Source organism: Pontibacter toksunensis (assembly GCF_042686245.1).
GTDB lineage: Bacteria > Bacteroidota > Bacteroidia > Cytophagales > Hymenobacteraceae > Pontibacter > Pontibacter toksunensis.
In genome coordinates, this window is sequence record NZ_JBHUOX010000029.1 from 35079 (window position 1) to 58532 (window position 23454).

A 23454-nucleotide genomic window follows, 5' to 3' on the forward strand; every position below is an offset into this window, starting at 1 on the left:
AGAATTGAGATTCTATTTTTTCTAAACAATCACTGTGAAATCATGTTGCCAAAGTAGCCAACTTTATGGGGTTAAAACAGTCATCAATCTTTTTGCCCTGATGGTACTGCGGTACAGGAAAAAACACACCCTTATTTGTTATTGATTTTGCTTTAGGTGCATGTTCTTCCTTTATGATAGATGGACTACCTTTGTATGAATTTATATGGCCGTCTTCGTCGGTTATCGCCTAGAAACCATCAAATAAGTCCTTATTCCTGTCAAGTAGTACTTCCCTAGCAACCTCTCTATTGAACATCCTATGTTTGTACGACGTCCCTTAGATACACTTTTCCCTTTTGTTGATCAGAGAGATAAATTATTTGCTATATAGGTTCAAAACCTAAACACCATTAAGGCGCTTACAGCGGCTGAAGACAATAAGAAAGCACCTAAGCTTCTGTTTATGACTTACCAAGTACAGATTTGATTTATATCACAGCTGTGGGAGAGCGTCTACTTTTAGCAGATGGATTACCAAGGCACTATTGCTGGGGCAAAGGATAGCTACTGTTTGTATTTAGCTGTTCTACACAGCCATGTGAACTTCCTTCTATTGACTGTCTCACTTCTACCGTATGAAAGCTACTTTTGACTTTAGCAAACTTAGACTATTTCGTCATATCTTTTAAGCCTTTCGTCACATTTAGTTGATGTCCTTCTACATTTTGTATACCCTTGCTCATAACAGATCAGGGTGCTACAATTTTATGCATCACTATTACCATAAGACTATATAAAATACAACTATGAAATTAACAATCAAAAACATTTCCAAGGCTTTTCCGAACGGAATCCAGGCGCTAAAAGATGTTAGTCTGTCCATTCCAGCAGGTATGTACGGTCTGCTGGGACCTAACGGCGCAGGCAAGTCCACGCTCATGCGCATCCTAGCAACACTACAGGAGCCGGACCAGGGAAGCATTCAGCTCGGTGATATTGATGTGCTGCACCAGAAGGACGAGGTGCGCAAGACGCTTGGCTATCTGCCCCAGGAGTTTGGAGTATATCCGAAAGTAAAAGCGGAAGATTTGCTCGATCACTTCGCCGTACTCAAGGGAATCGCCGGCCGCCTGGCGCGTCGTGAGGTCGTAGAGGCGCTGCTCCGGCAGACAAACCTTTGGGAGGTGCGCAGGCAGAAGCTCGGCGGCTTTTCTGGCGGTATGCGGCAACGGTTTGGGGTGGCAGTAGCTCTGCTGGGAAACCCGAGACTGATGATTGTGGACGAACCTACGGCCGGGCTGGACCCGGCTGAACGCGTGCGTTTCCTGAACCTGCTCAGTGAACTGGGTGAGAATAGCGTGGTGATTCTCTCCACCCATATTGTAGAAGACGTAAGTGAGCTGTGTACCCGGATGGCCATCATCAACCGGGGTGAGATTCTGCTGGAGGCCGAGCCGCTACGGGCTGTAGAGGAACTGCATGGGCGAATCTGGACCCGGGTAGTTGAGAAGCGCACGCTACTTGAGTTAGAGCATGAGCATAAGATTATCTCCACAAAGCTGCTCAGCGGGCGCACCATGGTACACATCTACAGCAACGAGAGGCCCGGCAACGGCTTTGAGCCAGTGGAGCCTGACCTGGAAGACGTGTACTTCAGCACCATGGCGGGTTACTTTGGACATCGCTGTGAGCAGCCGGAGAAGGAGGTAGTGTCATGAAGTTCTGGGAGTTCTTCCGCTTTGAGCTTACCTATAGGGTTCGCAGCGTCTCGACCTGGATCTACTTTTTCGCGTTCCTGGGCCTCTCCCTGTTGATGGTGGAAAATGTCCTGGTACAGGAGGCGAAGGGAAGCGGCAACACAGGAAACAACTTCCACGTCAATGCGCCTTTCCTGATTTCCTTTGCTATGGTCTTTTTAAGCATGATCGGTATGGCTGTTACGGCAGGGCTGTTCAGCGATGCCGCCGTACGGGATTTCCAGACGCGTATGTACCCGCTCTTTTTTACTGCTCCTGTCAGTAAGGCTGCCTACCTGGGCGGCCGCTTTCTGGGGACCTTCGTCATCAACGCGCTGCTAACAATGCTCTTGCCCCTGGGACTGATACTTGGACTGCAGCTACTGGACCTGGAGCCAGAACTGCTCGGCCCTTTCCGACTCGAAGCTTTCCTGCAGCCTTAATTTGCTATCTTGCTGCCCAACATGTTCGTCACCGCAGCGATTCTGTCCGCCATCGCGGTGCTGAGCCGGCGTGCATTGGCAAGTTACGTCGGCGGGTTGGTCCTTTTTCTTGGCAGCCTGTTTGCCGCAGAGGCACTAGTAGAGCAAACGGCACTCCGGGAGGTGGCGGCGCTCATAGATCCCTTCGGTTTCCTGGCGGTACGCGAGCTGATCACTTATTGGACACCCTTTGAGCGGAACACGCAGCTTGTCGAGCTGAGTGGTGTGCTGCTGTGGAATCGGTTGATTTGGGTCACTTTTGGTGTTTGCATGCTCGCCTTCCTCTATGTCCGCTTCCGGTTTGGGCACGAAGCAGAGCGGGGAACTAAAAAACAGAAGGCCACTTTAAGCGGCCAGGAGGTGGTACTGGAACGGACAACTCCCCTGATTGTACCGTTTACTGTGAAGGCCTATACGTTTGATGTGCGGGTCCGTCAGGTGCTTACCATCGTGCGGCGCTCTTTTGGGGAGATTTTCGCCAGCCGGTTTCTGCTCTTTATCGCGGTGGCATGCCTCCTCTTTCTCTTTGTTGCCGGCTGGGATGCTTGGGTCGTTTTTGATACCCCCACCTGGCCCGTTACCTATGTGGTTGCCCGGGAGGTTTTGGGGCAGCTTCCCCCTCTCATTTACATCTTGGTGGTCCTTTTCTCCGGGGAGCTGGTCTGGCGCGAGCGGGAGGTGGGCATGAGCGAGATTACGGATGCGATGCCGGTGCCGAACTGGGTCCTGCTCTTTGGAAAGTTCGGAGCACTCATCCTGGCGCTCGCAGCACTGCAGGCTGTGCTGATGGCGGGAGGTATCCTGTTGCAGGCGCTCAAGGGCTACTACAATTTTGAGCTCGGGCTATATGTGCAGATTCTTTTCGGAATACAGTTGGCCGACTACGCACTGTGGGCGGCGCTGGCGCTGCTCGTGCACGTGCTTGTGGACCAGAAGTATATTGGCCATCTGGTTTTCGTGCTTTATTATGTCTTCTTCAGCTTCGGAAGGCGCCTGCTGGGAATCGAGCATAATATGCTGCTCTATCCCGCTGCCCCCGGCTGGACCTACTCGGACATGAGCGGTTTCGGGCCTTTTCTCTCACCTTACATGTGGTTCAAGCTCTACTGGGGAGCCTGGGCGCTGCTTTTCGCGGTGTTAGCCAACCTCTTATGGAGACGTGGCTGGGAGAGTGGCATGCAGCGCAGGCTGCGAGAAGCGGGTACGCGTTTTACGCGTCCCGCCGCACAGTGGGCGGCTGTTGCCGGTTTGCTCCTGCTCGGGTTTGGCGGGTTTGTCTTCTACAACACCAACGTGCTCAATGATTATCGCCCCTTTGATGAACGGATAGCGCGACTTGCTGCGTACGAGCGGCGCTATAAGGAGTATGAGGATGCCCCGCAGCCACGCATCGCCGGCTCCAGCTACCATGTTGAGATATACCCTGAAAAGCCTGCCATCGCACTGCGCGGCACCTATCTCCTCCATAACCTGACTGCTGTACCGATAGACTCTGTCCACTTAATGGTCGATCCTGCCATAGAGCTAAGGGAGGTCAGCTTTGACCGTCAGGGCAGGCGGGTGCTGGAGGATAAGGTGCACGGCTATCACATTCTCGCACTCGAAAAGGCACTCGCGCCCGGGGATTCTCTGCGCTTGTCTTTCAATTCATACTTCAACTCACGTGGGTTTACCAACAGTGGGGCCGCTGCAGCGCTGGTGCGCAACGGCACTTTCATAGACTACGACCGGCTGCCGGTTATGGGCTATCAGCCGGAGCGCGAACTCAAAAACAAAGCGCTGCGCGAAGAACAGGGACTCGCACCACGCAAACCCACGCCATCGGTGTACGATGAGGAGGCGCGACGAACCCCTCCCCGTTATGCAGAATGGAATCACTCCGAATCGGTGATTGGTACAGACCTGAACCAGATTGCGGTCGCACCCGGCTCCCTGCGCAGGACATGGACGGAGAGTGGCCGACGCTACTTCCACTACAAGACAGACGTGCCGGTCAAAAACGTCTATTCTTTCTTCTCGGCGGACTATCAGGTGCTGGAAGACAAATGGAAGGATGTTCAGGTGCAGATTTTTTACCACCAGGCTCACCAATTCAACCTAAAGCGCATGGTCCGGAGCGTGAAGGCTTCACTGGACTACTACACGGAGCATTTCGGACCGTACCGCTACCCGCAGATTCGGATCGTTGAGTTTCCCCGACATGAAGGGGGATATGCCCGGGCCTTTCCCGGAACAGTGGCGTATTCTGAAGCCTTAGGTTTTATGGCGCGGGTGGAGGACGGTATTGATTATCCTTTCGTGGTTACGGCGCATGAGGTGGCGCACCAGTGGTGGGGAGGGCAGTTCGCGGCAGCCGACGTGCAGGGCAGGCGCGTGCTACATGAGACGCTGGCGCACTACAGCGCGCTGATGGTCATGGAGAAGACCTACGGCCCCGGGAAGGTGCGCCAGTTGCTCGGCCAGTTCCAGCACCGCTACCTTGTCGGCCGCCAGAACCGTGGGCACCTGGAAGTGCCGCTTCTGCTGTCGGACGACCAGGATTACATCCACTACGACAAGGGGGCTGTGGTGATGTATGCCTTGCGCGACTACATTGGCGAGGAGCAGGTCAACACCGCGCTGCGGCGCTTTCTGGAGAAGCACCGCTACAGCCAGGCACCCTATCCTACGACGCTTGACTTACTGCAAGAACTGCGCACCATTACGCCTGATTCACTGCAGTACCTGCTCAAAGACCTCTTTGAGGAAATCACGGTCTGGGACATGCGTACCAGGCAGGTGCTGGCCGAGCCAGCAGACGGGGGGTACCGTGTAACTCTAGAGATGGAGGGTGCCAAGATGAAGGCAGACAGTATTGGTCGCGCAAGACAAGTTACTATGGATGACCTGGTCGAGATAGGCCTCTTTGCTGCTGCCGGAGAGGGGGAGGAGCGGGGCAAGCCGCTATACCTACGAAAACATCACCTCCGTAGCGGCAGGCAGACGATTACGGTCACAGTTCCGCAAATGCCGGCAAGTGCAGGTATTGACCCGTACCACAAGCTAATTGAATGGACGCGGGAGGACAATGTTATAGAGATAACGCCGGGAAAAGGGGAGTAGCACATTTGTCTGAAAAGAGTAAGAAGTACAAAAAGGTTCCTCTAAGCTAGCCGCAGCCTTTATAGGTCTGCAGGGCGAATTCAGTAGTTTTGGCACTTGATATTATTATGTTGGGGTTATGCCTTTATGCGGTCGCATCTTCTGCCGCGCGAAATCTCGGTAGAACAGTGCATTTTTTATCAAGGCCCATAACGACAATTATGTACAATAGAATCTTGAGCAAGCAGAAGCTGTAAACACCATCATGCTTTGCGTAGCAGGTGTTATAAGCGGAATTGCCCCATTACCCTGAATTGCTCCCGTTCCTTTTGATACATTCGCGGGAGGGGCCGACAACTTCACTGGCTCCGTTACCTAATAGGCAGCATATTGGTTGGTCTATACCAAAAAAGCTTCTTGAACGCCTAACAGCCCGCTATAGCATCCTTCTGCTTTTATGCTTCTCAATGTAGGTGATTTGCTCGCGGACCAGCTCGCCTAACCGCTTCAGCAGCCTGAACTTGATGGCCTGGCATTCCAGTACCTGTTGGATAGGCAGGTCCTGTTCTATCTTCTCATCAAGGTGCTTAAGGCGATGAAGTATCTTGTTTCTGTCTAAGCTTTCTTCATCGCTGTCCTGAAAATGTTTCCTGGTAATCCTGTCATAGATGGATTTTAGTTTTTAGAGGAGCTGCAGAAATCGGCTGGCCTGAGCAGCGCCGAACTCCGGATCGTGCTGCTCAGTTCCTCCACGCACGCCCTTGATGTGGCAAAAGCAAAGGAATACCCGGTCATTGATTTCATCCAAAAGCCCCTTACCCTGGAGAAGCTGTCCCGGTTTTTGTGACAACCACCTGCAGCCTGGCCCTGCGCTACGGTCATGCCCTGGGTAGAGAGGAGCTTACATCCACGGATAATGACTGAAGGGCTCAAACCTTATAAAACAGGAGAGACTCCTCCCAAATGGAAGAAGCCTCTCCTGTTTTTCCTAATATCGCTTATACCTCAGTTATACGGCAGCACTATTCTTTGGTTAAAGAGCTATAAAGCAAACAGGCAATGCATCAGTAGATAATGCTCCGCAGCTTTTCCTTTGTGAGCGGCTTTTGCAGAAACGTTGCCGCCAGCTGGTTCTTGCCTTGCGCTATCTCCACCGGGTTGTGGCTTGCCGTGAGCAGCACAATCCTGGTGTCAATCAGGTTCACATGGCCGTTTTGTCCAACTTCTTTCAGAAAGTCAAAGCCGTCCATGACGGGCATGTGGATATCGAGCAGGATAAGCTGGGGAAGCTTTGCCTGCTCCTTTGCTTCTCTCAGCATTTCTAAGGCCTCTTGCCCATTTTGTGCAGTAAGGATGCGGAAACTGCTGTCCATGCCGCTGAGCAGGCGCCTGGTCAGGAAGACGCTGGCTGCATCATCATCAATAATTAGAATGCTATCAATTGGCTTCATGGAGTCGGGAATACTGTGGTTATACCAGATAGCCTATCTACCTATAAAAGTTCAAAGTTAATGGATGTGATGTAATGTGCTCGTAGTAAAAGTACGTACATGAATCCCAATATTTACGTAATTTCAAGGCAGTGTCCGTTCTCCCTATTTTTTAGTCAGGTAAATGCCTGAGCATTTTCTCATTTGCCTTATCATACCCATTTCCTTTAAAGTGCAGCCACGCCTTTATTTGTCGTGGCCGGCTTTTAGGTTGCCGCTATCCCGGAAGAACACCCTGAAAGTGGCCCCCTCATTCACCTTGCTTTCAACCTCAATCCTTCCGCCGGCATTCTCAACTATCTTCTTGACGATGTACAAGCCCACACCCGTGCCCTCTACGTGGTCGTGGAGGCGCTTGAACATACCGAACAGTTTGCTTTTATCTGTGAGATCCATCCCCAGGCCGTTGTCCTTCACGGACAGCACCTGGTAGTTTTCCTGCAGATAGCAATCAATTTGTATCAACAGCTGGCGCTCGGGTGATCGGTACTTCAAAGCATTTGAAACTAAATTATAGACAATGCTCCGGGCATTTTTGGAGGAGAAGTCGATAAGCCCGCATTCCTGTATGGCCACCTGAATTTCAGCACCCGCTTGCTTAATCAGCAGAAATAGATCTGTCAAACAATGTCCTGCAACAGACACCAGGTTTCTAAAAAGTTCATATTAAAAAGCGGTGCTTGTTCACCGCTTTTTAATATGCAACTGCAAAACTGTAGTTCATCGGGAGACCGCAGGAAGTCCAAGGCTTCTGCCAGGGCACGTTTCTCTGCTCAGGCTGTGCCTGGTACTGTCGGGTATCTTTCAGTTTCCTTGCATTCAGAAACACCCTTGCCCAGGCCTCATGTGTCTCCCGCTCTTCCATTGTAAAAGCGTCGCAGAAGATCCAGGCACCGTGCGGTAAATCTTCAACTCGGGCATCTTCACGCGCTTGGCTGTTTTGTAAATCTTGAAGCCAACAGTGTACTTTGCTCCCTATTGCCTGCTTCCGTGGTACGTTGAGGTAGTTGCCATAGAAATTGCTTAGAGGCTGTGACAAATGGATAAGCCTTGATGATGAAGAAAGTGCGTCAGGTCCTGCACACGCCTGCGCTTGTTCGTGGACTGCAGCGCCTGGACTCCTTTGCTGCTAGCTACCTTCACTGCGCTGTCTGGTGATATAGTCGAGGTGCTTGTCTTCGGTTCTGTATGAGCAAACATTCAACATTAGGAAACGGGTCAGGGCTTTCAGAAAAGCAATGAAGCTGATTGGGACGGTAATAGGGTAGGGGGGCAGGTGTCCAGTATCGAGAACAATAAGTATCAGCCCTTCCTGGAGGGGGCCATCAGGCTGGCCACACATACCTAGACCTAGATGTAAATTCGCTATTGACCGGAAAGGAAGGGATGCTTATTTCAAAGGAGTAATACAGCGGCGAATGCTGGCAGCTACTGCAGGTAGAGAAAGAGAAGCTATAGGCCGAACTCAACAAATCTAATGCACAGGAGACCCTTCTCTTAAAGCACGGCATCTATGATACAATAATTTCCCTTAAACAAAATCAACATGCTTTATAACTTAGCTGGAAAAGTAGCGGTGGTGACCGGTGGCGGTGGTGTGCTGTGCCGTACCATGGTAATGGCCCTGGCCGCCCAAGGTGCCAAAGTGGCCGTGCTGGACCTGGAGGAAGAACTGGCCCAACAGGTGGCCGACGATATTAAGGCTGCAGGTGGCGTGGCCATTGCTGTTGCCTGCAACGTGCTGGAGGTGAATAGCCTCAGGGAAGCTCACCGGAAAGTGCGCCAAAACCTTGGCTCCTGCGATATCCTTATAAACGGTGCCGGTATTAATCACCCTAAAGGCACTACTTCCCACACCCATTTATTGTCAGATGATCTGGAGGTGACAGAAGGCATTAAAACCTTCTTTGACCTTGACCCTGAAGGCATCAAGTTTGTCTTTGACCTCAACTTTATCGGTTCACTGCTGCCTACCCAAGTTTTTGCCAAAGACATGGTAGGCAGGGAAGGGGGCTCCATCATTAACATCTCTTCGATGAATGCCTTCCGTCCGCTTACAAAGATTCCGGCTTACAGTGGCGCCAAGGCGGCAGTTTCAAATTTTACACAGTGGCTGGCAGTACACTTTGCCAAGGTGAACATCCGGGTGAATGCGCTTGCTCCCGGCTTTTTCCTTACCGAACAGAACCGCGCGTTGCTCACCACCGCCGATGGTAGCCTCACCGACCGTGGCAACACCATTTTAAGCCACACCCCCATGGGCCGCTTCGGCTCACCGGACGACCTGGCCGGCACACTGCTCTGGCTTTGCTCGGATGCCTCTGCCTTTGTGACGGGAGTGGTCGTTCCCATTGATGGCGGCTTTTCGGCATTCAGTGGCGTTTAAGGCCTGCCGTGGGAGTAAAACATAGATCAGTAAATATAAAAAGTTTAAATAATCAAGATTTATGCAGTTAGAACAAACCTGGCGGTGGTACGGTCCCAAAGATCCTGTATCGCTTTGGGACGTAAAACAGACCGGCGCTACTGGCATCGTAACTGCCTTGCATCATGTTCCGAACGGACAGGTGTGGAGCAAAAAGGAAATCCTGAAGCGCAAAGCCGAAATGGAATCTATTGGCCTTACCTGGTCTGTAGTGGAGAGTGTGCCAGTGCATGAGGATATCAAAAAGCGTTCGGGCAACTACAAGGCGTACATCGAAAACTACAAGCAGACCCTGCTGAACCTGGGCGCCTGCGGCATCGATATCGTGTGCTACAACTTTATGCCTGTACTGGACTGGACGCGCACCAACCTTGAGTACTCTATGCCCGACGGCTCTACAGCCTTGCGTTTCGAAGCAGACGCCTTTGCCGCTTTCGAACTTTACCTGCTCAAGCGCCCGGGTGCTGAAGCCTCTTATTCCGAAGATCAGAAGGCGAAGGCTTGGGCTTATCTGGGAACCTTATCTGAAGAAGGAAAACAACTGCTGGTCAGAAACATTATTGCCGGTTTACCTGGTGCCGAGGAAGGATATACCTTGGAAGAGTTTCTGAAAGTGCTGGCTACCTATGACGGCATTGGTACAAAGGAACTGAAGGGGAACTTATTTTACTTCCTGCACCAGATAATTCCGGCTGCCGAACAGGCAGGTGTGCTGATGTGCATTCATCCGGACGATCCGCCTTTTCCTATTCTGGGGCTGCCGAGAGTGGTGAGCACTGAAAAGGATATTCAAGAGCTTTTCGCTGCAGTAGACAGCCCGAACAACGGCCTTACCTACTGCACTGGTTCCTTTGGCGTGCGAGCAGACAACGATCTGCCGGGCATGGTAAAACGCCTGGGCCACCGCATTCATTTCGTGCACCTGAGAGCAACCCGCCGCGATGCAGAAGGCAGTTTCCACGAAGCCGACCACCTTGATGGAGACGTGGATATTTATGCCGTGATGAAGGCCTTGGTAGAGGAGCAGCAAAAGCGCATTACAGCCGGAAGAAAAGATGTACGCTTGCCTTTCCGTCCCGACCACGGTCATAAAATGCTTGATGACCTGCAGAAGAAAACCAATCCCGGCTACTCAGCCATCGGCCGTCTGCGAGGATTAGCCGAACTGCGCGGCCTTGAGCTGGGTATTCGCAGAAGCCTGTTGAACAGCCAGAAGTGGGATGTTGAGAAAGCACTAACACCTGCAGAATCAATCCTGTGAGGATAGGCTGCTTCATTCAAATGAAGCAGCCTATCCTAGTGAGATTATTTTCCCTCACTGAGTTCTTCTCGTTGTGGCCGCGTAGTAAGGAGCAAGACTTTCGGCAACGGCTCCGCATGGCGGGCAGACGCTTTACGAGAAATACAGTAGTTACCGCCGCCGTGGCATTGGTACTTGTGCTAACCTTTGGAGGCATGATCGTTTACAACATGTACTTGCTTGACACAAGTGATGCTTACTCAAGCGGGGAGGAGGAGTGGCGGGTCGAGTACGAGCTGCGCTATGGTAAGTATATGGGCATTCCGCAGCCTCGGGTAACAGCTACAAGCCTACAAGTCGAGATCTATCTCGAGCAGCGGGTAGTAGAGATCAGCGGGGCCTATCAACTCGTGAATAAGAGCGAATTGATGATCGATTCAGTACACGTAGCGACAGCATTGGGTGGCGAGACACGGTCGGTAAGATTGAACCTGCCTTTGAAAAGCGAATTTGTAGACGAGAAGCTCGGCCACCGGACCTACGTGCTGGAGAAGCCTCTCAGTCCTGGAGATTCATTGGGGATGGAGTTCAGGGTGCGTTACAACCCACTTGGTTTTTCCAGCACAGGTAAAGACCCTTCTGTAGCGCAGAATGGCACAAACTTCGGAGATTGGTTGCTTCCTGTCATGGGCTATCAGTCAGGCCGCGAGTTCCTTGATGCCAAACAGCGACAGCTACATGGGCTCAGGCCGCGCCCAGAGGTTCCACCACTTGATGACTCATTTGCGCTCATGGATGTTGCAGGTCAGGGGTGGGTTAAGTTCGAGGCCGTTGTAGGCACTGACGAAGGGCAGATGGCTATTGCGCCCGGTACACTGCGCAAGACGTGGACGCAGAACGGACGACGTTATTTTCAATATGGTTCTGGCGAGCCAATCAGAGGTAAATTTGGATTCTTCTCTGCCGCTTATGCAGTACGTAAGGGGCGGTGGAACGATACCGAAATCCAGGTCTTCCACCACCCCGGACATACCCTCAACGTAGATCGCATCATCCGTGGAACTCAGGCTTCGCTCGGCTACCTTACCCGGCAGTTCGGTGCCTATAAGCATCGCCAGATTCGGTTTGTGGAAGTGCCTGGCAACAGTCCAACCCTTTTTGCCTTTCCCACCAATATTTATTTCCAGGAGGGGTTTGCGCTCCTCAAGGCAGAGGAGGACCCAAGAGGTATAGACCTGCCGTTCGCAATTGTCGCACAAGAAGTGGCGCACCAATGGTGGGGCCATCAGCTTGCACCAGCAGAAGTCGGAGGGGCAGCACTGCTCACGGAGACGCTGGCCTGGCACTCAGCGCTCGAGGTGGTAGAGGCCAGCCTAGGCCCTAAGCACTTCGAAGGACTTATGAGTATGCTGAGAAGAGAATACCTGGCACCGCGCACACGGGCTTCAGAACCACTGTTGCGATCCATAACGAAGCTGCAGGTATACCGCAAGGGGCCTCTGGCGATGTACGCCCTACGTGAATACATAGGCAAGGAGCAGGTAAACAATGCCCTGCGGCGCCTGCTCGAAAAACACGGACCGGGTATAGCGCCTCTTTCGACCCCGCTTGACCTCTACCGTGAACTGAAGGCAGCCACCCCTGAGTCCCTCGATTACCTGGTGCACGACCTTTTCGCTGCAAATACCTTTTGGGATTTTGGAACAGAGTCGGCAACAGCCAGGAAAACCAATGCTGGAAACTGGGAGGTGACACTTGATGTGTGGGCGCGTAAAATGGTGATTGATGCTGAGGGTGTAGAGAAGGATGTACCCCTGAACGATTGGGTGCAGATTGGCCTGTTTGCTCCTGCCAACGAACTCAGCGGGTCGGATGAGCCTGTTTACATGAAAAAACATCGCATCCGCTCCGGAAGACAGAAGATTAAGGTGACGGTACCAGCCAAACCAGCCCATGCCGGTATCGATCCACGTTTCCTTCTCTTTGATTGGGAGATGAATAATAATGTAACGGATGTAAAAATTGAAGATTAATTCCTCTTTTGAAACCAGGGAACCTATACGACCTGAGAAAAATAGAAGTAGCGTAAGATACAAGCATTCGGATCAAAAATAAATGACATGGAAAGAGCGTTAGCTAATTCCAGCCTTCTAAAACATACTAATCGTTAAAATCTCTTAGCATTTTATAAAAAGTATCTGCATAGGTATCACTGATAGGAATAATTTGATCAGCTATTCTGATCCTGTTTTTTTCAATGTGTTCAATTTTATCGATGGCGACCATAAAGGATTTATGTACACGGGCAAATTTTTTGTCAGGTAGCAGTTCCTCTACCTTTGCAAAGCTTAGTAAGGTCATAATCTTTTCTTTAGCGGTGTGGATACGCAGGTAATCTTTCATCCCTTCAATAAATAAAATATCGCGGACAGCAATTTTCTGAATACTGTAACCTACTTTTATAAAAACGTATTCCTGCTCGTGTTTAGGTGCCGCGTTCGCTTCTATTTGCTCCAGCTGGTGCTGGGGGTTTGATTCCTGGTAGAGGCGTAGTACTCCCTTGTAAAAGCGTTCAAACGAAATAGGCTTTAACAGGTAATCCTTTACCTCCAGATCAAATGCCTTCAGTGCATATTGGTCATAGGCGGTTGTGAGGATGATCATCGGCTTTGGATTCAGCATTGGAATAAAACTCAGTCCGTCCAGGTCCGGCATATTGATATCCAAAAATAGCAGGTCGGGCTTGTCTTCGCTCATGTGTGCAACTGCCTCAAGAGGGCTCTCAAAGCTGCCTTTCAGCTCCAGAAATGAAACTTTTGCCATATACTTTTCCAGTATTTTCTGAGCCAGGTGCTCATCATCAATAATATAGCAGGTGAGCTTCTTTCTCATTAACTTGTGTCTGAAGATTGGTGATTTTTAACTCCACTGTGAAAACCTCATCTGTTTTGTTGATGTCAAGGCTATGCTGATTCGGATAAAGTAATTGCAGCCGTTTTTGAACATTCGCTAATCCAATGCCACCTGGTTCTTCCAATAAGTTAGCTCTTTTATTTCCTATTGGGTTCTGAAAAGTGACAACAAGTAAATTTTCTTCTATTGCCACTCTCACCTTGATAGCACCTGGTTTTAATCGGGGCGGACTATGTTTGTAGGTATTTTCCAGAAGATGGATAAATAACAATGGTGCTATATGGCAGGTCTCCGTATTTCCCTCCACCTGAAAGTTTACAACGGGTGTTGATTTATACCGGAACTGCTGCAGGCTAATATAGTCCTGCAAATAATTGATTTCTATGGAAAGTGGTACTGCAGAAGCGTTCGATTCATAAATCATGTAGCGCATTAAAGATGACAAACGCATCATTGCCTCAGGTGCGGCGGGATCCTGGGTATATACTAATGTATGGATGTTGTTGAGCGTATTGAACAGGAAATGTGGATTGATCTGTGACTTCAGATAGACGAGTTCTGTATTGATAGCCTGTTTCTCCAACTGCTCTTTCTTTAACGTATTGAGGATAAGGTTCTGCAGAATGACGACTAAAGAACTCACAATGATGAAAGCAAAAACAATCGGCATACTATCAACATAGTAAACCAGCAAATCCATCCATGTACTGATTGTTTCCTTAAAAAAGTACGCAAAAATCAGAAAGGGAAGGGGCCCCGTCAACAAGAGCCCGGTCAGGTGCGGGAAGTAGGCTTTATACTTTCTTTTATTCAGGTATTTTTTAAATATGAATAAATGCGCATAAAAAACATATAGCCCGATCAATAATGCCTGAGGCGTGCAGGGCCTGTCATTAATCAAAACCTCCCAGGTAAAATTCACAAAAGCAATGATCCACGGAATGATGTGAATAAGCGCTAATATTCTTTTAATTCTATCCATAAGACAAAGCTATTTTTTCCTGCCATTCCCCTTTGGTCTAATCTGCAAGAGCCAAATATAATCTACAAAATCAGTATTTGAATCTGTAAAGTGCTTTGGCAGAAGCAAAAGTAGTATTTGTCGATTTTTTTCAGTAGTGGTATATCGCTTTTTGCTTTCTGCATCGGTACCTGTTCTTTTGTTTTAGTGATTAGCGGGAAAGGTGAGAGGGCCTCACTTTACCAATCAAGAAGGTGAACAAATGGAAAGATCTGAAAGGACGTTTAGCAAGACAATTAAATTCTCTTACCTATGAAGACGCTTGTAATTTTAAGTATAATTTTTTTTATGGCTACTTCCGGTTTTTGTCAGAAAATAGAGTTACTGACGGTAGACCGCCTGAATGAGAGGATAAACCAGGGAAAGGATACTACCTACATTATCAACTTTTGGGCAACCTGGTGTGCACCTTGTATAAAAGAGCTTCCGCATTTAGAAAAACTGCAGCAGGAGAAACGCCGGGAAAAACTAAAAGTACTTTTAGTAAGTGTAGATGCTAAAGTCCGCTTGGCAAAATCTGTACTTCCATTCATAAAGAAGCGCGGACTACAGAACGAGGTTTTTCTTCTGGATGAGACAGACCAACAAGTCTATATAGACAGGATAGATAAATCCTGGAGCGGGGCCATTCCTGCAACTCTTTTCGTGAAAGGTAAAAAACGAAAATTTCTTGAAAAACAATTTACATATCATTCATTGCTAACGGAGTATCAATACTTTAAATAACAAAAATATGGAAATCTTTAAATTAATCAGTTTACTCAGTTTATTCTTATTTGTTGGCTGTGCTGACGAGGCACAGAAGGAGATCACCACGATTGAACCCGGTGCAACTGCCCCGTCCTTCAACCTTAAAAATATTGACGGGCAGTTGGTATCGCCTGAAAGTTATCCCGATGCCAAAGGATTTATCGTGGTATTTACTGCCAATACCTGTCCCATTGCAAAAAAGTATGAAGACCGACTCATAGCATTAGGTAAAAATTATAATTTCAAGGGCTATCCGGTTATTGCTATTAACGCCAATACCCCAGGCCTTCTTGCAGGGGACGGCTATGAGAAGATGCAGAAAAGGGCAAAAACCAAAGGTTTTACTTTTCCTTACCTGTATGATGAGGGGCAAAAAGTAACGGATCAATACGGTGCCCGGGTTACGCCACATGTATTCTTACTGAAGAGAGAAGGCTCCGGGCTGAAAGTAGTGTATACAGGAGCAATAGACAATGATATCGAGAATGAAAATCCTGACAAGACCTTATTTGTGGAAAATGCAATTACTTCACTGGAAGCAGGAAAGCAAATTGAGGTAGCCTCCACAAAAGCGATTGGTTGCGCTGTTAAAAGGTAGTTCTTAGGTGGCATTCCCAGCCCTTCCGTTCTAATTTAATAGGCTAGTATACTGTCAATCTACAAAACTACTCTTTTTCTCTGAAGGCAGGCTCACCAGTCATGATTTTCCAAAAGGAAGCTTATCTGTTTTTTTGCTCAATGAAATGCATTAATCAGTGCTAGGTACAGCATAAGGAATCAACTAAACTACTGCTTCCAATTTTTAGGATGATTTATTTTTTAATCTAAAAGATGGTGGAATTAAAAAGGATTTTGACCAGTCCATCACTTTTTCCTGGCATTCCATCACATTTAGTTTAGGTAGCGGTAATTGTTGCTTAAGCTTGCTGAAGATAAGGAAAACGGGAACAAAAGACCTTGTAACCTGGGATTGTAGGAGGGAAGAGATTCAGGAGAAGAGAGCCTTTTGCTACAGCAAACTTTATCTGAGAATGCTGATGTAGCTTTTGCTACAGGCTTTTCTGGAAAAGAACAGAGTACAAGTAAAACTATGAAAAAATGAATAATCGCCATGAAACAAAACCTACTCCCTTATCACCCTCAAAAAGTGATTTTTTTACAGTAAACAACTACGCTATAATCTTTTAATTATGAAAAAATTAATACTTTTGGCTGTAGCGGGTTTTCTCGCTGCACAGGCAACTTTTGCCCAAAATGTAGCTACTCAAAACAATAAGGCTGGTCCTGTAAAAGTTACCACACCACCAGTTACGAAAGGCAATGGTAAAGTAACGGGTCTTGTGATGGATGCCCTAACCAAAGCCCCTGTAGAGTACGCTACAGTTGCCATTACAGATAAGGCAACAGGTAAAATCGTGAATGGCTCCATCACAGATGAAATGGGCAGGTTTAGTATTCATGGACTTTTCCCGGCTAATTACCTTCTTCATGTAACTTTTCTGGGCTACGAAAAAGCTACCCTGGACAATGTCTCCGTTGGCAATGGGAAAGATGAGGTCAGTGTTGGGACAGTTGCCTTGAAATCTGCCGCCAGAACGTTGAAGGAATTAACCGTTGTAGGGGAAAAGCCTTTAATAGAAGACAAAATAGACCGCATGATTTACAATGCCGAGAAAGATATAAACCCTGGGGCAACGGCGGCCGATGTGATGGCCAAAGTTCCCGGTCTGAGCGTGGACCTGGAAGGAAATGTGCAGTTGCGCGGCAGCTCTAACATCCGGGTGCTCATCAATAACAAACCTTCCGCTGTAATGGCCAGCAGCGTAGCCGATGCCCTGCAGCAGATACCTGCCAATCAGATCCATTCTGTGGAGGTGATCACCAGCCCATCGGCTAAATATGATGCTGAAGGCACAGCAGGTATAGTCAACATCATCTTAAAGAAAGACAGCGGCCTACAGGGTTTAACAGGAAACGTTTCTGCCAACCTGGGCAATCTCAACAGCAATGCCAATCTGGGCCTCAACTACCGGAAAGGCAAAATCGGAGTAAGCACTACAATGGGATACGCTATAAGCGATATGCGTGGTAAGAACAGAATTGAGTCTGTGTTTGGCCCGGGCTCCTCCATCTCCAGTAGCTTGCAGCAGCTAGATATGAACCGGGTGATGTCCTCCAAGTTACTGCAGATTGGAGCAGATTACAGTCTTAGCAAATCCAGCTATTTAGCGGCAGGCATAAAAATGATGATTCCGGATATTGAGTTTAAAACAACACAGCTCACGACCAATACCTTTAGGGATGCTTCTGATTCCAGGAACACCCGGGTAGGCAGCAATGGCTTTGACGGAATCAACTATGATGTCAACCTCGACTATACCAGGTCTTTTAAAAAGCCGGGGCAGGAGCTTTCGCTGCTGGGACTGGTAAGCAGAAACACCCGCAACAACGAAAGCTTTATGACCTTATACCAAAGCAATCTGCTCACTCAACAAGAGCAGAACCTCAACGATGCCTACAACGAAGAAGTAACCTTCCAGACTGATTACACCCATCCCTTAAGCAAAACCCAGACCTTAGAGGTAGGTAGCAAAGCCATCTGGCGCTATGCCGAAAGTGACTATCGCTTCCTGATAGCAAGTCCGGCTTCATCCCCCTTTATCCTATTACCGGAAAGAACAGATATGTTTACCTACAACCAGAATGTACTCTCTTCTTATGCTATTTATGGTACCAAACTCAACAAGTATAACCTGAAAATGGGCTTGAGGTATGAGTATACGCAGATTGATGGAGATTTTATTTCTGATGGTACAACAGTAGCGCAGGAGTATCATAATCTTTTTCCCAACCTTTCAGTTTCCAGAAACTTAAGTGAAAACCAGACAATCAAGTTCAACTACTCCAAGCGTATTCAGCGGCCGCAGCTGTCTTTGTTAAACCCTTACGAGAATGTAAGTAACCCAAACAACGTGGTGCGTGGCAACCCTGACCTGGAAGCGGAATTTACAGATTCTTATGAACTGGGCTTCAGTACTTTCTCCAAAGCAGGAACATCACTAAATGCCTCCCTGTACTGGCGACAGACAAACAACGCGATCCAGACGCTCGTTCTGCCTTACAGCGGTACTGACCCTGACTCTGTAGGTAGAGTAACAACTACTTTCGGTAATGTGGGGAAAGAAAGCTTCTCCGGGCTTAGCCTGTCTGGCAGTATTAAGTTTCTGGAGAAAGGAAAGATCAGCAGTAACGTAAACCTGTTCTATACATCCATTCAGGGTGGTAGCCAGCAGTTAACGAGATCCGGCATGGTTTACAATACTAACCTGAATGTGTCCTACAGCTTTAACAAAGGCTTCAGTGCACAAATGGCCGGCACATATAATTCCTCAAAGGTAACGCTGCAAGGTAAAATGTTGCCATTTGCAGTCTACAACTTTGCAGTAAAAAAGGAAGTGTTGAATAAAAAAGGAAGCATATCCCTGAACGTGAACACCCCTTTTAACAAATACGTGACAATGGAGAAAATCATGAAAACATACAATTCCGAAAACGTACTTGTACTGGATCAGACCAACGCCCTGAGTATCAATATGAGACAGGTAAGACTGAGCTTTAACTATCAGTTTGGAAAGCAGGATGCGAAAGCAAAGCCACGCCGGGTAAAGAAAGTTAACAATGAAGATGCCAAAGAAGGGGATGACACCTCTATGCAATAGCCTTTGTTTTCATTACCTTATTCTAAGGTACGAATGCTGTTTTAGGTTTCGGTACGTTCCTGCACCCTTGGCATAAAAGCTATAAATTTAATTGGTTAGTTTTTGTTTTTTCGTCAACAGCCGCTTTATCAATCGGGTAAAGTGGTTGTTGCCATTATGTAATGTTCGTTATTTAGTTACCGTTTTTACCATTATGGAGCTATTGTGACAACCGCTTTTGCGTGGAAAAGGAAGTTATCGCATAACGGGAACTAAGAAGCCTATTCTTTCAAATTCATTTCATCACAGTTATACAGGCTTTCTTCATGTTTTTTATTTTACTCAACTCATTAAATTATCATTGCTACATAAACGATTACACTATAAAGAACTTTGTTGTTAAGACTTTTCAGCAGACCGTTTGAAGCACATTTTATAGCTATGAATTTACTTTCAACCATACGAATAGTTTTTGTAGCCACCTGCACAGCTGAGGAAATTTGGGCTTGATCGTATTTGCAGCCTTGAACCGGTCAATAATCTAAGCTTTAAAGAACCTATAGGCTAAACCCAGAGGACTACTTTAAGAATGCCATTGGTATATCCTTTGAAGACGGCAAGGTAGAAGAGGTGGTGCTTTCCTTTTAGCCCAACGACAGAAACTATGTTAAAACTCAGCACCTTCCCAAATCCCAAGGAATTCTAGTCAATGATGATAAAGAGCTTAGGGTAAAACTGAATGTAGTGATCAATTATAAATTAATCTCCACCATACTAAGCTTTGGGAAAGGTTTTAGGGTAATATGTTCTGCACTTCTGAGGCAGCAAACAGCTGATATACTGTTGGAATGTTGCCAGTTGTATACTCCCTGTACTGTGGAAGGATAATCCCACTTACTATAAGTTAAAGGAAGCTATCAATATTCAAATCTTAATCTTCACGTGCTAAGGGGGTATGCCACAGCTAACGGAATAGAAAACGCCTATTCTACATAATCTTTCTTATTTTACAGTACATAAACGGTCGTTTAAGATGTGTAATGGCAAGGTGGATAGGTGCCACACTGCCCGTCATGACAACACCTCTTGCCCGCTGGGGTTGCACACTGGATGTGTTATTTTTGCAAGTAAAAGAAGCGGCTAAAGATTAAATGAGCTTAAAGAAAAACAAGCTTAGCTTCTATGATATATTTCATCGATATGTTTCATCCAGCATAGGAAGGCAAAGCTAGCACAAACAGTTAGCAATTCCAGAATAAGACAGATGCACCGTTAAGAAATTTCTCTTTTTAAGTATTATGAATAAAATGCAAATAAAAGCAAGCAAATTATAAGAGATTCCGTACTTACTAATAAGCCCTCTCCAGCATCACATTTAATTTTTATTACGCCAGCACCACCCTCGGCACACCTCCTTTGCCTGCCCGCCTGCAGGAGCCTCAGTTTACATCAGCATCAGGAAGTATTCAAACCAGTAGTATCAAAAGCTATGAAAGCAACTTTATCTTACCCAGTGCTACAGCTACTGCTGTACCTGCTTTGTATGCCTGCAGTGGCGCAGCAGCCAACATTGGAGTGGGCGCAGCGCTACAATGGATTGGCTAACACAGAAGATAACGCTGTATCCGTATTCGCCGACGAGGCTGGCAACAGCTATGTAACGGGCACCAGTACGGGAATACTGCCAAAGATGACCACCGTCAAATACTCCCCCTCCGGAGAGCGGCTGTGGGTGGTGCAGTTCGAAAATAACACGGTTGCCATCGCTACGGCCCTCGATAACAGCGGCGCGCTCTACGTCACGGGGATTAGTCATGATGAGTACAACAATACAGACTACACTACCATCCGCTACGATGCCGCCACCGGCAGGCAGGTGTGGGTGCAGCGTTACGACGGCCTGGCCGGCTTCAGTGACAGACCCACCGCCATCGCTGTCGACAACCAGGGGGGCGTTTACGTGACCGGCCACAGCTATGATGAAAGCTTTGTCCTTGGCTACGCCACCGTCCGCTACGACGCTGTAACAGGCGAGGAGACCTGGACGCAGCGCTACAACGGCAATGGCCCATCCAGCTACTATAACCAGGCGAACGCTATCGCCGCCGACAACGCCGGCGGCATCTATGTCACCGGGTACAGTATCGGAAGCGATGACGGGAGCTCAGACTATGCCACCGTCCGCTATGATGCCGCCACCGGCGAAGAAACTTGGGTAAGCCGCTACGGCACGGGAAACTTCAGCGAAGATCAGGCCAGCGCCATCACCGTTGACATGGCCGGCGGCGTCTATGTCACCGGTTTCAGCATGGGCAACGGCTTCAGTCCCGACTACGCCACCGTCCGCTATGATGCCGCCTCAGGGGGGGAGTCTTGGGTGAGCCGTTATGAAGGGCCCAACGACAGCAATGACCAAGCCACAGCCATTGCCGCCGACGCTAACGGCGTCTATGTCACCGGCTCCAGTAGCGATGGCAGTTCCGGCTCCGCCTACCTGACTGTTCGTTATCATGCTGCCACGGGCGAAGAAGCCTGGAGTCAGGCTTACGAAGAATTAAACGCCAGCAACAGTGCCAGGGCCATTGCCGTTGACGGTATGGGTGGCGTTTACGTAACCGGCTCCAGCGTTAACGGCGTGGCCGCTTATGCCACCGTCCGCTACGACGCTGCCACAGGTGAACTAACCTGGGTGAGCCGTTATGAAGGGCCCAACGACAGCAATGACCAAGCCACAGCCATTGCCGCCGACGCTAACGGCGTCTATGTCACCGGCTTCAGCGGAGGTGACTTCGCTACCATCCTTTACAGTGCCGGCAGTGGCGCAGAGACGTGGGTACAGCGCTTTGACCAGATTGGCAGCACCCATGACGTTGCCTTATCTGTGGCCGTAGACGAGGCGGGGAACAGCTACGTGACCGGCACCAGCCAGGGGACCATCCTACAAATAACCACCGTCAAGTACTCCGCTTCCGGGGAGCAGCTCTGGGCTGTGCAGTTCGAGAGCCACTCATTCGCAGCGGCCATTGCAGTTGACAAAAGCGGAGGCGTCTACGTCACCGGCTCCACCTATGGCGGGGAGTTCTTCAGCCTCGACTATGTCACTGTACGCTACGACGCTGAAACAGGCGAACAAACATGGGCTAGCCTCTTTGGTTTACCCAACAGCGATGACATCGTCAGAGCCATTGCCGTCGACGCTGGCGGCGTCTACGTCACTGGTTCCAGCGTTACTGAAAGCTTCAATACTGACTACGGCACCGTCCGCTACGACGCTGTCACAGGTGAGCAGACATGGGCGCAGCACTTCAATGGCCCTGCCAGCGGCGAAGACCAAGCTACGGCTATCGCTGTTGATGCCAGTGGCGGCGTCTACGTTACCGGATACAGCTACGTCAGCGACTTCAACGTCGACTATGGCACCGTCCGCTACGATGCCGCCACGGGCGTGCAGACATGGGCGCAGCTCTACAACGGCCCTACGGGCGGCGATGACCGGGCCACTGCCATCGCCGCCGATAATCAGGGCGGCGTATATGTCGCCGGCTCCAGCAACGGCAGCGATGGCAGTTACGACTACGGCACCGTCCGCTACGATGCCGCCTCTGGCGTGCAGACATGGGCAAGCCATTACAATGCAGAAGATCTCAGTTATGAAGAGGCCGCAGCTATAGCGGTTGACAACGGGGGCGGCGTGTACGTGACAGGCTCCAGTTACGGTGACCTGAGTGCGGACTACGGCACCGTCCGTTACGATGCCGCCACGGGCGAGCAGACATGGGCGCAGCTCTACAATGGCCCCGCCGGCAGCGATGACCGGGCCACCGCCATCGCTGTAGATGACCAGGGCAGCATTTTTGTCACAGGCCGTAGCTATGATGAAAGCAATGGCGCGGACTATGCCACTCTCCGGTACGCCGCCGCCACAGGTGGGCAGGTTTGGGTAGAGCGGTATAACAGCAGTGGAAGCAACGCCGACGTGGCCATGGACATGGCGCTTGACTCTGGAGGTAACCCTATCGTCACGGGCTATAGTGACGGTGGTGCTGATACGGGCAATGACTTTCTTACTCTCAAGTACAGCCAACAGGACCAGTGCCCGGATATAGCGCAAGCCCCCGTCACAGGCAACGCCGCTGCGAAGATTGGCACCACCGGCCTTGTCTACACCCTAGCTAACACCGGGGCCAGTTCTTTTCACTGGAGCATCACCGACTCCGGCGGAAACACTTTCACCGGCTTCAGTGGCCAGGGTACGAGTTCTATTACCGTTAACTGGCCCTCGGTGCCAGACTTTTTTAAGGTCAGCGTCAGCTTCGGAGGACCAGGCGGAGGCTGTGTGGTGAGTACCGCTGTCACGTACGTGCACGTGTATGCCCCCGACGCAGGCTTTGTGACCGGTAGCGGCTGGATAGAGTCACCCGCCGCCCCTGCCTATGAATTTATGCAAACCAGCAGAAGGGCGCACTGGAGCCAGGTAGCCAGTTACAGCAAAAGGAACGGGGAAGAGAGCCAGGTGCAGGGTGCTACCATGCTCCTGCTGCAGGCCGGCTCCTTCACCTTCCGTAGTACCTCTTACGAGCCCGGCTCGCTGGTCATCACCGGCAACAGGGCCTACTACAGCGGCCGCGGCACCCTC

General features: G+C 49.3%; 16 protein-coding genes. 10 read left to right on the forward strand and 6 right to left on the reverse strand.

Annotated features, from left to right (window positions below):
* The first annotated feature begins 788 nt into the window (after positions 1–788).
* The 3 genes from ACFS7Z_RS24025 (at position 789) to ACFS7Z_RS24035 (ending at position 5302) form a co-directional block, all read left to right on the forward strand.
* Positions 789–1700: an ABC transporter ATP-binding protein gene (locus ACFS7Z_RS24025; RefSeq protein ID WP_377490812.1), complete on the forward strand. Its 912-nt coding sequence runs from the start codon at positions 789–791 to the stop codon at positions 1698–1700.
* Positions 1697–2161 carry a hypothetical protein gene (locus tag ACFS7Z_RS24030; RefSeq protein ID WP_377490815.1) on the forward strand — a complete coding sequence of 155 codons (465 nt, stop codon included), beginning with the start codon at positions 1697–1699 and terminating at the stop codon, positions 2159–2161. Before ACFS7Z_RS24025 ends, ACFS7Z_RS24030 begins: the two co-directional genes overlap by 4 nt.
* Before the next feature lie 75 nt (positions 2162–2236).
* Entirely contained in the window at positions 2237–5302 is a 3066-nt protein-coding gene (locus ACFS7Z_RS24035; RefSeq protein WP_377490818.1) for an ABC transporter permease/M1 family aminopeptidase, read from the forward strand.
* Positions 5303–5956: 654 nt separating this feature from the next.
* On the opposite strand, the gene ACFS7Z_RS24040 is transcribed toward ACFS7Z_RS24035, so the two are convergent.
* The 4 genes from ACFS7Z_RS24040 to ACFS7Z_RS24055 form a co-directional block, all read right to left on the reverse strand.
* Positions 5957–6214: a hypothetical protein gene (locus ACFS7Z_RS24040; protein WP_377490821.1), complete on the reverse strand. Its 258-nt coding sequence runs from the start codon at positions 6212–6214 to the stop codon at positions 5957–5959.
* Positions 6215–6345: 131 nt separating this feature from the next.
* On the reverse strand, positions 6346–6732 hold the full coding sequence (locus ACFS7Z_RS24045) for a response regulator (RefSeq protein WP_377490824.1): 387 nt from the start codon (positions 6730–6732) through the stop codon (positions 6346–6348).
* Positions 6733–6957: 225 nt separating this feature from the next.
* Entirely contained in the window at positions 6958–7395 is a 438-nt protein-coding gene (locus tag ACFS7Z_RS24050; protein ID WP_377490827.1) for a sensor histidine kinase, read from the reverse strand.
* A gap of 70 nt (positions 7396–7465) precedes the next feature.
* Entirely contained in the window at positions 7466–7810 is a 345-nt protein-coding gene (locus ACFS7Z_RS24055) for a hypothetical protein (protein ID WP_377490830.1), read from the reverse strand.
* Positions 7811–8317: 507 nt separating this feature from the next.
* On the opposite strand from ACFS7Z_RS24055, the gene ACFS7Z_RS24060 reads away from it, so the two are divergent.
* The 3 genes from ACFS7Z_RS24060 (at position 8318) to ACFS7Z_RS24070 (ending at position 12469) form a co-directional block, all read left to right on the forward strand.
* Positions 8318–9157 (forward strand): SDR family oxidoreductase, encoded by an 840-nt coding sequence (locus ACFS7Z_RS24060; RefSeq protein ID WP_377490833.1) that lies wholly within the window; start codon positions 8318–8320, stop codon positions 9155–9157.
* A 61-nt stretch (positions 9158–9218) separates the two neighbouring features.
* On the forward strand, positions 9219–10457 hold the full coding sequence (gene uxuA / locus ACFS7Z_RS24065; RefSeq protein WP_377490836.1) for a mannonate dehydratase: 1239 nt from the start codon (positions 9219–9221) through the stop codon (positions 10455–10457).
* Between the two features lie 38 nt (positions 10458–10495).
* Positions 10496–12469: a hypothetical protein gene (locus ACFS7Z_RS24070; protein ID WP_377490839.1), complete on the forward strand. Its 1974-nt coding sequence runs from the start codon at positions 10496–10498 to the stop codon at positions 12467–12469.
* A 127-nt stretch (positions 12470–12596) separates the two neighbouring features.
* On the opposite strand, the gene ACFS7Z_RS24075 is transcribed toward ACFS7Z_RS24070, so the two are convergent.
* Both ACFS7Z_RS24075 and ACFS7Z_RS24080 read right to left on the reverse strand, forming a co-directional pair.
* Entirely contained in the window at positions 12597–13328 is a 732-nt protein-coding gene (locus ACFS7Z_RS24075; RefSeq protein ID WP_377490842.1) for a LytR/AlgR family response regulator transcription factor, read from the reverse strand.
* Positions 13297–14049, reverse strand: a complete 753-nt coding sequence (locus tag ACFS7Z_RS24080) for a sensor histidine kinase (RefSeq protein ID WP_377490845.1) — start codon at positions 14047–14049, stop codon at positions 13297–13299. Before ACFS7Z_RS24080 ends, ACFS7Z_RS24075 begins: the two co-directional genes overlap by 32 nt.
* Positions 14050–14622: 573 nt before the next feature.
* On the opposite strand from ACFS7Z_RS24080, the gene ACFS7Z_RS24085 reads away from it, so the two are divergent.
* The 4 genes from ACFS7Z_RS24085 to ACFS7Z_RS24100 form a co-directional block, all read left to right on the forward strand.
* Entirely contained in the window at positions 14623–15096 is a 474-nt protein-coding gene (locus ACFS7Z_RS24085; RefSeq protein WP_377490848.1) for a TlpA disulfide reductase family protein, read from the forward strand.
* Between the two features lie 7 nt (positions 15097–15103).
* A complete protein-coding gene (locus ACFS7Z_RS24090) occupies positions 15104–15718 on the forward strand; it encodes a thioredoxin family protein (protein ID WP_377490851.1) in 615 nt (204 codons plus the stop codon).
* A gap of 592 nt (positions 15719–16310) precedes the next feature.
* A complete protein-coding gene (locus ACFS7Z_RS24095) occupies positions 16311–18839 on the forward strand; it encodes a TonB-dependent receptor domain-containing protein (protein WP_377490854.1) in 2529 nt (842 codons plus the stop codon).
* Between the two features lie 1468 nt (positions 18840–20307).
* A partial coding sequence (locus ACFS7Z_RS24100) for an SBBP repeat-containing protein (protein WP_377490857.1) occupies positions 20308–23454 on the forward strand: 3147 nt, incomplete at its 3' end.

Coding starts and splice junctions, on each gene's coding strand:
- ACFS7Z_RS24025 (WP_377490812.1), top strand. CDS start 789: ATGAAATTAACAATCAAAAACATTTCCAAGGCTTTTCCGAACGGAATC.
- ACFS7Z_RS24030 (WP_377490815.1), top strand. CDS start 1,697: ATGAAGTTCTGGGAGTTCTTCCGCTTTGAGCTTACCTATAGGGTTCGC.
- ACFS7Z_RS24045 (WP_377490824.1), bottom strand. CDS start 6,732: ATGAAGCCAATTGATAGCATTCTAATTATTGATGATGATGCAGCCAGC.
- ACFS7Z_RS24060 (WP_377490833.1), top strand. CDS start 8,318: ATGCTTTATAACTTAGCTGGAAAAGTAGCGGTGGTGACCGGTGGCGGT.
- uxuA (WP_377490836.1), top strand. CDS start 9,219: ATGCAGTTAGAACAAACCTGGCGGTGGTACGGTCCCAAAGATCCTGTA.
- ACFS7Z_RS24075 (WP_377490842.1), bottom strand. CDS start 13,328: ATGAGAAAGAAGCTCACCTGCTATATTATTGATGATGAGCACCTGGCT.
- ACFS7Z_RS24080 (WP_377490845.1), bottom strand. CDS start 14,049: ATGGATTTGCTGGTTTACTATGTTGATAGTATGCCGATTGTTTTTGCT.
- ACFS7Z_RS24085 (WP_377490848.1), top strand. CDS start 14,623: ATGAAGACGCTTGTAATTTTAAGTATAATTTTTTTTATGGCTACTTCC.
- ACFS7Z_RS24090 (WP_377490851.1), top strand. CDS start 15,104: ATGGAAATCTTTAAATTAATCAGTTTACTCAGTTTATTCTTATTTGTT.
- ACFS7Z_RS24095 (WP_377490854.1), top strand. CDS start 16,311: ATGAAAAAATTAATACTTTTGGCTGTAGCGGGTTTTCTCGCTGCACAG.